We start from the raw sequence: 16,211 nt of genomic DNA on the forward strand, positions 1-16,211 counted from the left end.
TGTCGCCCCTCACGCAGGGGCGTGGATTGAAATTATAATGAAGATGGAATTACAGGAACTATTCCTCGTCGCCCCTTACGCAGGGGCGTAGATTGAAATCTCAAAATCTATATTTAAGGAAGTGTTGAAAAGCCACTCATGAGTGAGGGGGTAGATTTGAAGATTATGTTGTATATGTTTAAAAGATACTTGAAATCTTCAATAAAAAAATAGTACTGGCATAAAGTACTATTTTTTTTGTTGCTTATTTGAGTATAAAGTTTTATTTTCCTTGCTTGTGAATAATATATAAAGTTATAATGAAAAAATAACTTGAAAAAAAGATACGATTTGAGAATAAAGTTATAAAACTAGAATACTATATATATTTGAAATGTATATTAAAATTTTTGAAAAGGAGAGGATATATCATAAAAAAGTTTATTATAAAGCTATACTTGTATACCATTATAGCCGCTCTTATTGCGATAGGATTAATATTTAGTCTATTTAAGACTTTTGATACACGTTTACTTGAGGAGATAGAAAAAAATCTTACCATAGAAAACGAATACTATAAAACTAGTATTAGCTCACAATTAGAAAAAAAGTCTGAAATAATCAATAATTTAAGTACATATATGGAGTCGAAACGTCAGCTGGATTATGATGAATTGCTAGATTACATGAAGGCAATGCTGAATAAAAATAGCAATATTGAATCGATATATTTTGGTTCAACAGATAATTTACTTGTAAATGGAAGTGGATGGATTCCGCCAGAGGATTTTGATTTAAGAACTAGACCGTGGTATGTAAAAGCGATAAATCATGGAAAATTAGTTATTACAGATGTATTTTTAAATGCGACCAGTGAGAAGCATATCATTACTATTGCAAAACCTGTGTATAGTAATAAAGGTCAAGTTATAGGGGTTTTAGGGGCTGATTTATCATTGGATTCAATCGTAGATATGATTTCAGTTCAAGATGACTCTTATGGGGAGTTCTTTATACTAAATGAAGAGCTTGAACTCATTGCTAAATCTAGAACACAAGATGGTGGAAAATCAATTCTTGAAGATACTTCTTTAAAAATATCAAGCAATATATCAAGCATAGGAACTTCAGTAGCAGAAGCCACTCTAAATAATGAAAAGGGTTATGTTTCTATATCCAAAATTGATGGAACAAATTTATATGTAGGTGTATTCAATCCAATAAAAAGCTACAACTATTATGATACACAGTGGAGAAATATCTTAATTATCTCAGTTATATTTCTAGTAGGGTTACTGCTTATAATGTTCCTTATTCAAAATAAAATCATAATAAAACCAGCGTATACATTGGAAAATGACATAAAACAGATATCTGTCACAGATAATATAAATTATAGACTGGAAGAGTTAAAACGTGACCCTTTTGAAAATATCAGAAAAGCAGTAAATGCAAGGCTTGCTCAGACTGAGGTTTATTTTAGTGATTTACTTGAAAGCAAGCTATTACTTGAAAAAAGCCAAAAGAGAAATGCTGCTATAATAAATGTACTACCCGACATAATCTTCATGTATGATTCAAAAGGAGTTTTTATTGATTGCCAAACAAATGATGAAGCTGGACTTGTTTTAAGCAAAGATTTGTTTATAGGAAAAAATATAAGTGAGGTTATGCCTCCTGATATTTCTGAAAAAGCTATAATGAGTATTACTAAAACTATAGCAACAGGGCAGCTGCAAAAATTTGAATATAATATTAATATAGATGGCTCAGAGCGAACCTATGAAGCGAGAATGGTAAAAAGTAATGATAATGAAGTACTAGCTATTTCAAGAGATATTACTTCAGAAAAGCAAGAACAAGAATATATTCTAAAGCTAACATACAAGGATCAATTAACAGGACTCTACAATAGAAGGTACTATGAGGAGCAAATTGAAAAGCTAAGTGGAAGTGAGTTTTTGCCTCTTGCTATTATTATGGTTGATGTCAATGGACTAAAGCTTACAAATGATGCTTTTGGACATCATATTGGAGATGAATTATTAAAAAAAGTAGCTAAAAATCTAATATCGTGTGATTCCAAAGGAGGCTTTGCATGCAGAGTAGGTGGAGATGAATTTTTAATGGTATTTCCAAATACTGACGAGAAAGAGGCTGAATATATTGTTGATAAACTATATGGGCTAGTAAGTGCTGAAAGATTAGAAAATATAGTTATATCAATATCAGCTGGATGGCAAGTTAGGACTGATGAAAATCAATCTATACGAGACACTCTTATAAAAGCTGAGAATCACATGTTCAGAAAGAAAATAGTTGAAAGCCAAAGTATGAGAAATCAAACTGTAAATATAATCATGCAGACCCTAAGTGAGAAGAACGAGAGAGAAAAAAGACATTCTGTAGAGGTTGCAAAGTGGGCAAAAGAGATAGGCGTATCTATGGGATTAAGTGTTCAGAAAGTAAAGGAGATAGAGCTAGCTGGACTACTTCATGATATAGGCAAAATAGCGATTAAAGAAGATATTTTAAATAAGCCTGGCAAATTAACAGAAGAAGAGTATGACGAGATAAAAAGACATCCTGAAAGTGGATATCATATTCTAAAGTCTGTTGATGAGTATTCATCGCTTGCTCAGTGCGTCCTCGAACATCATGAGAGGTTTGATGGAAAGGGATATCCAAAGGGTATAAAAGGAAGTCAAATATCTCTGATAGCTAGGATAATAGCAGTAGCAGATGCTTTTGAAGCTATGATAGCTCAAAGACCATATAGGAAGTCTTTAACTGAGGAGATGGCTATCGAAGAAATAAAGAAAAATTCAAATACACAATTTGATCCAGAAGTGGTGACTGCTTTTTTAAAAATATTTGATAAAAGCTAATAAATAGTAAAAGCCATAAGAATTAGAAATGTATTGTTTGATTTCTAGTTCTTATGGCTTTTTTTATATCAAGTATTGAAGCATTATTGTTGCAAGTCCTAGGAAAAAGAAAAAGCCTAGAACATCAGTTACAGTAGTTACAAATACAGCAGAGGCTAGAGCAGGGTCTATGCCTACTTTTTTTAGCAGAATTGGAACTAGGTATCCAGATATAGTAGCTACTATGAGGTTAAGTAGCATTGCAGTTCCGATTACAAAGCCAAAGACAAGACTGCCTACCCAGAAATATCCCAGTACTCCAACTACTAATCCAAGACAAAGTCCATTTATGATTCCTATAGCTATTTCTTTTTTTAAGATATCAGCTTGATTTTCATAGCTAATTTCCCCTATGGCAATACCTCTTATGATTAATGTAAGTGTCTGAGAGCCTGCGTTTCCTCCCATACCTGCAACCATAGGCATGAAGGTAGCAAGAGCTACTATCTGAGCGATAGTATTTTCGAAAAGACTTACGGTTTTAGCAGCTAGGGTAGCTGTTACGAGGTTTACTAAAAGCCATGGGAGACGAGATTTGATAGCTCCTATGACGGTACCAGCTACTTTTTCCTCTTCATCTAGTCCAGCAAGTCTGAACATATCCTCTGTATACTCTTCTTTCATTATTTCCATTACGTCATCGACTGTTATTATACCTAGGATTTCTCCATTATGGTCTACTACAGGAATAGCCATAAAGCCGTATTTTTCAAATATATGGCTGACTTCTTCCTGATCCATATCTACAGGAGCACTTATGATATTTTCTATCATAATATCTTTTATGAGAGTGTCTGGAGTAGATACTATGATTTGTCTTAGAGGCACTACCCCTTTTAGTACATCTAGGTCATCAACTACATAAATATAATATGGAGTTTCTGAATCGGGAGCCATAGTTCTAAGGTAGTTTATGGTTTCATTTACTGTATCTGTTTCTTTTATGGATATGAACTCTGTAGCCATGATACCGCCGGCAGACTCGGGGTCATAGGATAGAAGGGTTTTTACTTCCTCCACTTCCTCAGTGTTCATATTAGTGATTATTTCATTTTGCTCATCTTCATCTAGGGTTCCAAGTAAGTCGACTAGCTCATCTGAAGACATTTCAGATATAATCTGAGCTTGTCTATTTTTAGAAAATAGAGAAAGCAAATTGAATTTTTCATCGTCCTCTGCATAATCTAGCAGTAAGGCTACATATTCGTCTGGAAGCTTTTCTAGTATTATGAGTGGATCATCGTCAAATTCTCCTAATGCTTCTAGAAAATCTACGGGATGGATTTCGTCTATTTGTTCCAATATAGTTTCAAATGGACTTTCTAAGATGAACTCCAGTATTTGATTTTTATCCTCCACAATACCACCAACTTTCTGTTTTGCATATATTACTTGATTTTCCTTTATTTTAAAGCTTTACAAAGCGTATGTCTAGCAATTTAGATTATAAATGAGAAGGGAGCTTTTGCAAATATGTAATAATAAATCCTGAAGTTATAAAGAAACAAAAAATAATTTGAATAAATATTCAAATAGTAGTGGATTTTATCGAATATTTATTTATAATATGAATAAGGTCATATAGTAGGAGTGTGGTAGGAATGGCAAGGGAAATTATTACTACGGATATCGATAAATGTATAGGGTGCAACAAGTGTATCAGGGTATGTCCCCAGTTACTTGCAAACAAGGTAGTTGACGAAAAAATCGTCGTTGATAATCAGTACTGCGTAGTATGTGGAGAATGCATCAAAGCATGTGAACATGATGCTAGAGGCTATATAGATGACAGTGAACGCTTTATGAAGGATTTAGCTAGTGGAGTTAGCATTGCGATGATTGTCGCTCCAGCTTTTATGCTCAATTATCCCAAAATCTACAAGAAGGTGTTTGGGTGGCTAAAATCAAAAGGAGTAAAGTTCATATACGATGTTAGCTTTGGAGCAGATATAACTACATATTTATACATGAAAGCTATAAAGGATAAGAAGCTATCTACAGTAATAGCTCAGCCCTGTCCAGTCATAGTGAAAAGCATAGAACAGTACTATCCTAATTTGCTAAAATACCTCAGTCCTATAGGCTCGCCTATGCACTGTACAGCTGTTTATCTAAAGAAATACGATAGATTTGCTGGGAAAGTTGCAGCACTTTCGCCGTGCATAGGAAAAGCAAATGAGTTTGAAAAGGATAAATCCATAGATTACAATGTGACGTTTGTAGAGCTCATGAAGCTGTATGAAAAGGAAGGTGCTGGGCATAAGGAGGCTGATTTTGATTCTCCAGAAAGTCTTGTTGGATTTTGGTATCCTTCACCTGGAGGGCTGAAAGAAAGCGTAGAGCAGGTTTATGGAAAAGGTTTTCATATTAAGAAGATAGAAGGACCTAAGCTCACTCAAGAATATCTAGAAAGCATAAATAAACACTCTGGGTACTTGCCTCAGCTTATAGATATTTTAAATTGCTCAGAGGGGTGTATAGGAGGGACAGCAACTGACCATGATATAAGAGTCGATGAAATGGAAAAGATGCTTTATCTTAAGACGGAAGAAATCCACAGCAGAAGAAAGAACATGCTTAAAAAACTGACTCCAGCAGAAATAGTAAAGAGTTTTGATGCAAAATTAAAGCTAGAGGATTTTGTGGTTACATATGAGGATAAGCATAAGGACATAAGCTATTCTCAAAAAGATTTAACTCCTATATATAAAAGCATGCTAAAGGAAACAAAGGATGAAATAACCTTAAACTGTGCTGCCTGTGGCTATGAAACCTGTGAGCATATGGCAATTGCTATAGATAGAGGAAATAATGTAAAAGAAAACTGCATCCAGTACAACAAAAAAGTTCTAGAAGAGGACAAGAAGCTGATTGAAATAGAGCATGAAAAGACAGAAGATTTGCTCGAAAATATCAGTCATCTATCTGATAAAAGACAGCGCTTTGTTGAAAAGCTAAACAGTGATATATCAAACATAAATCAAGTAATAGCTGAAATATCTCAGGCAACAGATAGCAACACCTCGGATTTGGCAGAAATAAGCCAGCAGATTGACAGCTTAAATGTTGCATCGGAGCATTCTCTAGGGAGCATGAAGTCGTTAATATCAGCTTTTGAAAGCTATTATCATATGTCTCAGGATATAGTATCCATTGCAAATCAGACGAATCTACTGGCACTTAATGCTTCTATTGAAGCAGCTAGAGCAGGAGAATCCGGAAGGGGATTTGCGGTAGTTGCCGATGAGGTTAGAAAGCTAGCTGAAAGCTCTACACTTACAGTGTCTCAGGCTCAAAATAACAATATTAAAATAGAATCAGCTCTTAAGAGCTTTGATGATATGGTTCACAAGCTAAAGGACTCAGTAGCCGAGATAGGCTCAAGAGTTAGCAATGTGTTTGCTTCTATAGAGCAAACGAATGCATCGATGCAGGAACTAAGCTCGACTACAGAGATTCTAAAGGATGAAGCGAAAAAAATGCAATAATGAATATAGTTATTTCAGGTACCTTATAAAAGGTGCCTTTTTTTGTAAAAAATAGTATAATTTTAGACATAAAGTACTATTAATGAGTTATAATAAATGGTAAATACACTTTAACCTACGATTTAGGAGAAAACTCATGAAGTCAATTAAATCTCAAATACTCATATATCTGGTACTAGTAGCAGTCTTGATTTTTTCAAGCCTAGCTTATTTTAGCACCAAACAACTTGAGAAACTGAACCCTTATGTTGAGGCTCAGTATCTGGAGATAGCTACTGCGCGCTCAGACCAAATAAGCAAGGAGCTTACTGGAGCCCTCGAGCAAGTTAAGATGTTAAGCCAGTCAAATGTAGTGCAAGATATGAATAAAGATGAAATGATGGACTTTCTTACAAGCGTAAATCTTGGGGACAAATATAGAAACATGAGCTTTTCTGATATAGAAGGAAAAGGGATGAACACCAAAGGTGTAGAGCTAGATATTTCTGAGCAGGAGCAGTTTAAGGAAATTATTTTGGGAGATAAGGATTACTGGATTTCTGATCCCTTTATCAGTCCGTACATAGAGGAAAATATCCCAATCATAACTGTATCTCATGTAGTAAAAAGAGATGGTGTAAAGGTAGGGCTTATTAATGCAGTTTTTTCTACGGCTTTTTGGGATGAAGTAGTAGGTGGTATAGACGTAGGGAAAAGCGGATTTTCATGGATTTTAGATGACAATGGAAATATAGTTGCTCACCCTTCTAGGGATATTAGCATACATACTAAAGCAACTCATTTAATTCCAAATCAAGAGGATATAGATAAAGTTATTAAGGATGAAAAGGGAACGATGATTTACACTTGTCCAGAGGGACATAAATTTATGGCTTCATTTTCAAATATAAAAGGCTCTCCTGGCTGGACATTTATAGTATCCATACCATATGAAGAAGCCTTTAGTGAAATAAGCACAATCATAGCATTTTTCAAGCGTATGACTCTTGTATATTTTATTATTGTTGCTTTTATTCTTTATCTTTATGCTAGAACATTATCAAAGCCTATCGAAAATCTTAAGAAGGTTTTTGAACGTGCGGCAAATGGAGATTTAAATGTAAAGGCGGATGAAAAAATTAATAATGAGCTAGGTGAAGCCGGAAAAAGCTTTAATGCGATGCTCTCTCATATAAAAAATCTCACATATAGAGATCCAGTTACTGGGCTTTATAATTTTAACAGCTTTATGCTAGAGCTTCCATACAAAATGGAAGGCTTAAGAGGGGAGTATGGAATAGCTTCTATTTCAATAATATCAATAGATGATTTTAAACGCATAAACAGTATAAGTGGATATCAAACTGGAAATAAAGTACTTGAAACTCTTTCGAAGAGAATACTCAACTTTAAGATGCCTTCTGAGATGGTGGCTAGGTATTTTGGCGACGAGATAATAGTATTTTTATGGGAAGCAGATTATGAAAGCTTAGAAAACAGGATAATCAAGCTCTGGCAGCTATGTGGTCTTCCTATAGATATGAATCAGCACAGATTCAGACTTAAAACTAGTATAGGAACCAGCATAATGTCTATGGAAAAAGGCAGCTACGATGAGGTAATTCACGAAGCTACCATGGCAAAGCTAAAGGTAAAAAATTCTGGTGGAAACGGATATGAATTTTATAATGAAGCCATCAGCAAGATGATTAAAGAAGAGGAAGAGCTAGATGATGCAATTTCAAAGGCTCTTGAAAAAGAGGAGTTCTACCTTGTTTATCAGCCTATAGTAGATATAACAACAAGTGAAATAATATCAAATGAGGCACTTCTTAGATGGGATAATGAAAGCTATGGCAGACTTCCTATACCTGTAGTTATTGAATTTGCTGAGAGAAAAGGCTATATAGAGGATATAGGATTTTGGATTCTAAAGGAAGCTTGTAGGCAAAATAAAGCTTGGCAGGACGAAGGACTTGGACTTACTGCTATTTCTGTAAATATATCAGTTCACCAGCTAGAAAAGCCGGACTTTGTGGACAAGGTAAAAATCGCTCTGGAGCTTTCTAATTTAGCTCCTGAGTATTTAGAGCTTGAGATAACAGAAACTACGGCTATGGAAAATGTAAACGAAAAGCTAGCAACTATGTTAAAATTAAAAAGACTAGGAGTAAAGATTTCAATAGACGATTTTGGAACGGGTTATTCTTCACTTTCTTACTTTACAAAATTTCCTATCGATACCTTGAAAATAGACAAGAGCTTTGTAAGAGATATGCTAGAGGATAGTAATGCGATGACTATCATAGATACAATAATAAATATGGCAAAGGCTATGGACGTTGCAATAACAGCTGAAGGAGTAGAGACACTAGAGCATATGGAAAAACTTAAAATCATGGGCTGCGATAAAATTCAGGGGTATTACATCAGTAAACCTCAGAAGGCATATGTATTAGAACAAATGCTTAAAAAATTACCTTAAGTTTTGTGTGAAAAATCATCAATGGGAGGGGGAGCCCAGTGATTAAGAATTTAGGTAAAAGAAAGCTTTCTATAAAGCAAGAGGTTTTTTATCTTGGCGTTGTTTTTTCACTGGTTACCTTACTTTTGTTTGGTGGCATACTTTGCACGAGCATTTATTACATGCAAGTAAATCATGCAAAGCAAGCACTTCACGATTCAAACTACCATATGGCTATGATAGCTAAAAATCAAAGCAGAGCCATATCAAATACACTTCAGGTGCTTTCAAACAATCCAGATGTAAGAACTGCTGGCTTAAGTGATGACGAAGCTTTAGTTTCAAAGGTGCGCTCACTTTATAGAGATTACTATAATTCAGATAAGAATATAATGTACATTTACTCTGGCTACGAAAATGGCAGGATAATCATAGATAACTGGGCATCACCACCAGAGTTTGATCCTAGAGAGAGACCTTGGTACAAACATGCAACGGATATAAAAGAAAATAAAGTAGTTCTAGGAAGAGCTTATCAAGATGCAAGCACTAAGCAGTGGCTTGTTTCTTCGAGTACTCCGCTGTATGGTATGGACGGAGAGTTTGTAGGCGTGCTTTCTATTGATAGAACAGTTGAAAATATGAGCAGTATTATAAATGAAAAAAATCTATACAAAAGCCAATATAGCTTTATTATAGATGGATATGGGAAAATCTTAGTTCACCCTAATCAAAATATGATTCAAAAGACTTTTTCATATTTTGGAGCTGAAGTGCCGTCGCTTAGTGGAGAAATCAACTTTGATGAGGGCGGAGAACCGTCATGGGCTTTTTACAGCGCTTTAGGAGACAGCGAATGGTATTTAGTTACCATAGTAAACAAGCACGAGGTACTGCTTCCTCTATATCAGACTATATTTATTCTAGCTGTGATTAGCATTATCATTGCACTGATGTTGGGAGCTTTTCAAAGTAGAGTTCTAAATACTAGACTTGGAAGGCCGCTTATAGTGCTAGGAAACAGAATAAGAAAGATATCAAATGGAGAGAATCTAGAAAAGCTCAAATATTATCATTCAAATCATGAGATAGTTGAGATAGCACAAAACATTGAAAAGCTAGCAAGCATTGCTGTTAAGGACAAGGAAGAAAAGCTGAAAACCATACTATTTTCAGTTGCAGATGGAGTAATAGCAACGGATAGAAAAGGGATAGTCGAGTTTGTAAATCCGGTAGCAAAGGCACATATAAATAGATTGGAAGATAGGATTGTAGGCAGAAAAATAGAAGAGATTTTCGACATATATAGTGAAACTGATAACTGCAAGGTGGCTGTAGGGCTTCCTAAATCATGGAGCGAAAATCAATATTACAATAAGGAATACTATGCCAAAATGAGAACTCAAAGTGGAGCAGAGATTCCAATAGAGTACAGCATTTCGCCTATTAAGGATTCGAAATCCAAAATAACGGGTATGGTTATAGTGTTTAGGGACTATACAGTGAAGAAGAAAAAACAGGAAAAGATAGAGTATATGAGCTATCATGATCCACTTACTGGCATCTATAACAGAAGATATTTTGATGAACAGATAATTGAGCTAGACAAAGAGGAGAATCTTCCACTTACCATAATATATGCTGATATAAATGGACTTAAGCTTGCCAATGATTTAAAAGGCCACGCAACTGGAGACAAGCTAATAAAGCTTGCTGCGAGCAGTATAAAAAAAGAGCTAAGAACAAATGATATTTTCTCTAGAATAGGAGGAGATGAGTTTGGAATAGTTCTTCCTCAAACTGGTGCTGAGGCTGCTGGACTTTTGATAGAGAGAATAAGAGCAAGTCTAGAGGATAAAAAGGTTGAAGGAATCTCCCTTTCCATATCCTTTGGCTATGCTACAAAATATAAGCCAGAGGAGAAGATAAGCAGTATAATTACTGATTCAGACAGCAATATGTACAGTAATAAAATAACAGAAAGTGCAATCTTTAAGAAAAATACTATAATAGATTTTAGAAATGCCCTAGAAAATAAGCATTCAATGACACTTGAGGATAAGCTTAGAACAAAGAAAATTTGTGATGTAGCTATGATTGAAATGGGTATTAAAGGAGATGAGTAGCTTGAAAAGAATAATACCTATAGTTATAACGATAGTAGTTTGCGTATATTTATTTGTATATGCGGTAATGACATTAAAGGGGATGAGCCTTTCTGAACCACTTGGAATAAAGCTATTTATGCTGTCTATAGGAGCGATATCCATAGGAGTTATGTTTGCTATGGTTATAGCTTTATTTAGAAGGCTAAGAGAAATTAAGGAGGAAGAGGACGATGATATTAGTAAATACTGATTATATAACTGGCAAGGAACTAGAAATGCTTTCACTTGTAAAGGGCTCTACCATTAGGTCTAAGCATGTCGGAAGTGACATAATGAACAGCTTAAAGACTTTGGTTGGTGGAGAGCTGGATTCATATACTGAAATGATGAATGAAGCTAGAGCTATAGCAACAAAGAGAATGGTAGAAGAAGCATATAATCTGGGGGCTGATGCTGTTGTTAATATTAGATATGCATCAAGTGCAGTTATGCAAGGAGCTGCAGAGGTCATAGCCTATGGAACCGCAGTAAAATTCATCAATAAATAGTTAGGGGATAATAAATGAGATATGAAGGAACGGTATATAGGCCACCTAGCGAGGCGAGGAGCTTAATCGTACAGGTGACTATAGGATGTGCTCACAATAGATGTACATTTTGCAGTATGTATAAAGATAAGCAGTTTAGAATAAGAGAGCTAGAAGAAGTATTTGAGGATTTGGAATCTGCTAGATTAGTTTATCCTAAAGTAAAAAGGGTGTTTTTGGCAGATGGAGACGCTCTGGTACTTCCTACTGATAAGCTTATTGCTATTTTGGACAAAATAAATGAGCTTTTCCCTGAGCGCGAGAGGATAAGTGCCTATGCAACTCCGCAGGACATAATGAGAAAGAGTAATGAAGACCTAGCGCTATTAAAAGAAAAAGGTCTGCTAATGCTATACATGGGTATAGAATCAGGCGATGATACTATTTTGCAAAAGATAGATAAAGGGGTAGCCAGCGCCGACATGCTAGAAGCTGGAAAGAAAGCTAAAGAAGCTGGGCTTATTCTCTCTGTCACTATGATATCAGGACTAGGCGGCCCTAGAGGCTCGGCAGCTCATGCAATAGGATGTGCAAGGATAGTAAATGAAATGCAGCCAGAATATGCATCCTTTCTTACTCTTATGCTAGAGGAAGGTACAAAGCTCTATGAAGATTATCAAAGTGGAGAATTTTTACTTCTTGAGCCTAGAGCAGTTCTTTTAGAGCTTAGATTATTTATACAAAATACTAATCTTAAAAACTGCATATTCAGAGCTAACCATGCCTCTAATTACGTAGCTCTTGCAGGGACACTAGGCGCAGATAAACAAAGACTGTTAAATGAAATAGATACTGCCCTAAAGGAAGACGATTTTAAACCCGAGTATTTAAGAGGTCTGTAAATATAAAAAAGGATTGCCAGAATAAAGAACATAGTTCTCTATGGCAATCCTTTTTTTATACTTAGAAAACTGAATATTTTCTTAAGTATTAAGTTTTACTTATGTTTTTTAAGTTAATTCAGTTATATCTGGTCTAAGTACTCGTCGTAAGTCATCATGTAGTCCTTAGCTCCAGTTTCAGTCAAGTAGATGATTCTGTTTGCGATGGTTTGGATGAACTCGTGGTCGTGAGAAGCAAATAATACGTTGCTCTTGAAATCCTTTAGGCCGTTGTTCACAGCTGTGATAGACTCAAGGTCTAAGTGGTTTGTAGGCTGGTCAAGGATTAGTACATTGGCACTGCTTAGCATCATACGAGACAGCATGCAACGAACTTTTTCTCCTCCAGAAAGTACATTTACTTCTTTTAGAGCTTCCTCTCCAGAAAACAGCATTCTACCTAAGAAGCCTCTGATATAAGTTTCTGCTTTTTCTACAGAGTATTGTCTTAACCAGTCAACTAGGTTTATCTTGATGCCATCAAAATATTTTGCATTATCCTTAGGGAAGTATGATTTTGTAATAGTTACGCCCCATTTTACTGTACCGCTGTCTGGCTCTAGCTCACCAGCAAGGATTTGAAATAGAGTCGTTACCATTATTTCACTCTCGCCTAAAAATGCTATTTTATCGCCTTTTCTAACTGTAAAAGATACATTGTCTAGGATTTTTACTCCATCTATACTCTTTGATAGGTTTTCTACCATTAAGATGTCGTTTCCTACTTCTCTTTCCATAGTAAAGCCTACGTATGGGTATCTTCTAGTTGAAGGCTGGATATCTTCGATATTTATTTTATCAAGCATTTTCTTTCTTGATGTAGCTTGCTTTGACTTTGATGCATTGGCACTAAAGCGCGCGATAAAGTCTTGAAGCTGTTTGATTTTTTCTTCTTTTTTCTTGTTCTGGTCCTTCATAAGTGAAAGAGCTAGCTGACTAGATTCATACCAGAAATCGTAGTTTCCTACATAAAGCTTGATTTTTCCAAAGTCCACATCAGCCATATGAGTACATACGTTGTTAAGGAAGTGTCTGTCGTGCGATACTACTATAACTGTTCCGTCAAAGCTGATTAAAAACTCTTCAAGCCATTTTATAGCTTTGATGTCAAGGTGGTTAGTAGGCTCGTCCAGAATCAAAATTCCAGGCTTGCCAAATAAAGCCTGAGCAAGCAGGACCTTTACTTTTTCGCTACCCTCTAAATCCTTAAGCAGACTGTAGTGAAGGTCAGTTCCTATGCCTAGACCTTGAAGCAGTGAAGAAGCATCAGATTCAGCTTCCCAGCCGTCCATCTCTGCAAATTCGCCTTCTAATTCTGAAGCCTTGATTCCATCTTCATCTGTGAAGTCTTCCTTAGCATAGAGAGCATCTTTTTCTTTCATGATTTCATATAGGCGGGCATTTCCCATTATTACTGTGTCAAGGACACTATGCTCGTCATATCTGTAGTGATCCTGCTTTAGTACAGACATACGCACGTTAGGAGCTACATGAACCTCACCTGCATTTGCATCTATTTCTCCAGACAGGATTTTTAGGAAAGTAGTTTTTCCAGCACCGTTTGCGCCTATTACACCGTAGCAGTTACCAGGTGTGAATTTTAGGTTAACATCTTCAAATAATTTTTTATCGCCATAGCGAAGAGCCAAGTTAGTTACACTAATCAATTTATTTATTCCTCCAGTTATTCTTCGTTAATTTACACACAGATTCCATTTTAACATATATAATGGATAAAATAAACAAATTTACACCCATATAGGAAAGTTTTTCCACAATTTTGGAAGTTTTTGTTGTGGATATGTTGATAAAATAGTGTATAATATCTGTGGATAAGTGGATAACATTGTGCAAAAGTCCAATTTTAGCCACTGATTTAACAAGAATTTTATATTTTTCTGTGGATATGAATTTAAAAGTAAAATATAGCAATATATTGTTATAAATGATAAAATAAATTTTATGTTAATTTTAAGGAGACAATTTATGAAGAAAGATTTTATAGAATTAGGGATTACAAATGAACTTAGCGAAAGACTTTTACAGCTTAGAATAGATACGCCTACTCAGGTACAGGTCAAATCCATTCCATATATATTAGAGGGAAGGGACGTAATAGCTCAGGCTCAAACTGGAACGGGAAAAACCCTTGCTTTTTTACTTCCGATATTGGAAAAAATCGATGTGGACTCAGAGGATACTCAGGCACTTATTATTTCGCCAACTAGAGAGCTTGCAATCCAAATCAGTGAAGAGGCTCAAAAGCTGATATCCGTAAAAGGCATCAATATCCTATCTGCCTATGGTGGACAGGATGTAGAAAAGCAGCTTAACAAATTAAAGAAAAATATTCCACTTGTTGTGGGCACACCAGGAAGAATCCTTGATTTAATTAGAAGAGAAAGTCTAGACCTTAGCAAGCTAAAGATGCTGGTACTAGATGAGGCTGACCAGATGCTTCACATGGGATTTTTGGATGAAGTGGATGCGATATTTTCTTACACTCCATCAGAAAAACAAGTGATGTGCTTTTCAGCTACCTTTAATAAAGAAGTAAAAAAATTAGCCAGGACTTATATGAATGAGCCTCATTATGTGAGTGTAAAAGGACAAAATGTAACGCTTGACGAGATAGATCAGATTATAGTCCACACTACGGACAGAAAAAAGCAAGAAGCTCTATGTGAGATGATTGATACTCAGCAGCCATTTATGGCAATAGTTTTCTGCCGTACTAAAAGAAGAGTAACTGCTCTTTATGAAGACCTTTCTCAAAAAGGCTATAACTGTGACCAGCTTCACGGAGATTTAAGCCAAGCTAAGCGTGAAAAGGTCATGAAGGATTTTAGAAACGCCAAGATTCAGCTTCTTATAGCTACAGATGTTGCGGCTAGAGGAATAGATGTAGATGGAATCACTCATATCTACAACTACGATATGGTACTTGATACTGACACCTACATCCACAGAATAGGAAGAACAGGAAGGGCTGGAGAAAAGGGCACAGCAGTGACCTTTGTAACGCCAAAGCACAATGCATCACTTGAAAAGCTAGAAGGGGATATCAAGGCAGATGTAAAAAAGATAGAAATGCATAAGGCAGTAAAGCATGAGGATAGTAAAGCAAAGCCTAAGGCAAAGAAAAAGCCATCATTTGATGACTTTTTAAAGAAGAATTCAAAGAAAAATTCAAGACATAAAGGAAGAGCTCCTAAAAGATAAGGCTAATTTTTCTTTTGTTTTAAATAATCTTTTTTGAGTATTGCCATGATGAAGATAGAGTCGTATTTTCCATTGTGAAATACAGCTTCTCTTAGAAGACCCTCCTGAGCAAAGCCAAGGTATTTATAAAGGCTTTGAGCAGAGTAGTTGTATTCTTTGACATCTAGCCATACTCTATTAGCACCTAGTGTATCAAAGGCATAGGCAAGTAGCAGTTTAATACTGTCACGGCCGAAGCCTTTATTTTTTTGGGATACTGCGATTCTCATTAGCTCTATGCTCTTATGAGGACTGAGAACTCCTGCCACTATCATATAGCCAGCAGGCTCACTTGTATCTTTATCTTCTATTAATAGATGAAGGATATCTGGATTTTCCATAGCAGCCTTGTGCTGGTCATAGGTCCACTGAAATACATAAGGGGAATTGCTAGGGTCGCTCTCTGTTTTCATAATGTAGTCTATATCGCTTTCTAAAGAAGCTCTGACTCTTACTATGTCGTTTTCTAATAGTAGGTTTTGCACAATACATCGCCTCCATGACCTTTTAGTATTTTACATAAATATTGTATCATAT

At 35.6% G+C, this 16,211-nt stretch carries 10 protein-coding genes and 2 pseudogenes; 9 read left to right on the plus strand and 3 right to left on the minus strand.

Annotation, left to right across the window (positions count from 1 at the left end; all coding sequences use genetic code 11):
* The first annotated feature begins 437 nt into the window (after positions 1–437).
* Positions 438–2,867: an HD domain-containing phosphohydrolase gene (locus B5X47_RS04400; protein ID WP_143215760.1), complete on the plus strand. Its 2,430-nt coding sequence runs from the start codon at positions 438–440 to the stop codon at positions 2,865–2,867.
* A 63-nt stretch (positions 2,868–2,930) separates the two neighbouring features.
* Here the strand turns inward: B5X47_RS04400 and mgtE are convergent, their stop codons facing one another.
* Positions 2,931–4,265 (minus strand): magnesium transporter, encoded by a 1,335-nt coding sequence (gene mgtE / locus B5X47_RS04405; protein ID WP_143215761.1) that lies wholly within the window; start codon positions 4,263–4,265, stop codon positions 2,931–2,933.
* Between the two features lie 242 nt (positions 4,266–4,507).
* On the opposite strand from mgtE, the pseudogene B5X47_RS14085 reads away from it, so the two are divergent.
* From B5X47_RS14085 to B5X47_RS04435, 7 genes and pseudogenes are all read left to right on the plus strand, one after another.
* A pseudogene (locus tag B5X47_RS14085) lies at positions 4,508–5,380 on the plus strand ([Fe-Fe] hydrogenase large subunit C-terminal domain-containing protein); the annotation flags it as partial.
* Between the two features lie 669 nt (positions 5,381–6,049).
* Positions 6,050–6,394, plus strand: a pseudogene (locus B5X47_RS14090) (methyl-accepting chemotaxis protein); the annotation flags it as partial.
* 136 nt (positions 6,395–6,530) lie between these two features.
* Positions 6,531–8,858: a bifunctional diguanylate cyclase/phosphodiesterase gene (locus B5X47_RS04415; RefSeq protein WP_079589004.1), complete on the plus strand. Its 2,328-nt coding sequence runs from the start codon at positions 6,531–6,533 to the stop codon at positions 8,856–8,858.
* Between the two features lie 38 nt (positions 8,859–8,896).
* Positions 8,897–10,963, plus strand: coding sequence for a sensor domain-containing diguanylate cyclase (locus B5X47_RS04420; protein WP_079589005.1), 2,067 nt, complete (start codon positions 8,897–8,899; stop codon positions 10,961–10,963).
* Position 10,964: 1 nt separating this feature from the next.
* On the plus strand, positions 10,965–11,195 hold the full coding sequence (locus B5X47_RS04425; protein ID WP_013360350.1) for a hypothetical protein: 231 nt from the start codon (positions 10,965–10,967) through the stop codon (positions 11,193–11,195).
* Positions 11,176–11,493 (plus strand): YbjQ family protein, encoded by a 318-nt coding sequence (locus B5X47_RS04430; RefSeq protein ID WP_013360351.1) that lies wholly within the window; start codon positions 11,176–11,178, stop codon positions 11,491–11,493. The genes B5X47_RS04425 and B5X47_RS04430 overlap by 20 nt, the downstream gene beginning before the upstream one ends.
* Before the next feature lie 14 nt (positions 11,494–11,507).
* A complete protein-coding gene (locus B5X47_RS04435) occupies positions 11,508–12,374 on the plus strand; it encodes a radical SAM protein (RefSeq protein WP_079589006.1) in 867 nt (288 codons plus the stop codon).
* A gap of 122 nt (positions 12,375–12,496) precedes the next feature.
* Here the strand turns inward: B5X47_RS04435 and B5X47_RS04440 are convergent, their stop codons facing one another.
* Complete coding sequence (locus B5X47_RS04440) at positions 12,497–14,080, minus strand: ABC-F family ATP-binding cassette domain-containing protein (protein ID WP_013360356.1); 1,584 nt, start codon at positions 14,078–14,080, stop codon at positions 12,497–12,499.
* 319 nt (positions 14,081–14,399) lie between these two features.
* Here B5X47_RS04440 and B5X47_RS04445 point away from each other — a divergent pair, with 319 nt between their 5' ends.
* Positions 14,400–15,635, plus strand: coding sequence for a DEAD/DEAH box helicase (locus B5X47_RS04445; RefSeq protein ID WP_079589007.1), 1,236 nt, complete (start codon positions 14,400–14,402; stop codon positions 15,633–15,635).
* A 2-nt stretch (positions 15,636–15,637) separates the two neighbouring features.
* Here the strand turns inward: B5X47_RS04445 and B5X47_RS04450 are convergent, their stop codons facing one another.
* Positions 15,638–16,159 (minus strand): GNAT family N-acetyltransferase, encoded by a 522-nt coding sequence (locus B5X47_RS04450; protein ID WP_159446397.1) that lies wholly within the window; start codon positions 16,157–16,159, stop codon positions 15,638–15,640.
* Positions 16,160–16,211 lie beyond the last annotated feature (52 nt).

Source organism: Acetoanaerobium noterae, from assembly GCF_900168025.1.
Lineage (GTDB): Bacteria > Bacillota > Clostridia > Peptostreptococcales > Filifactoraceae > Acetoanaerobium > Acetoanaerobium noterae.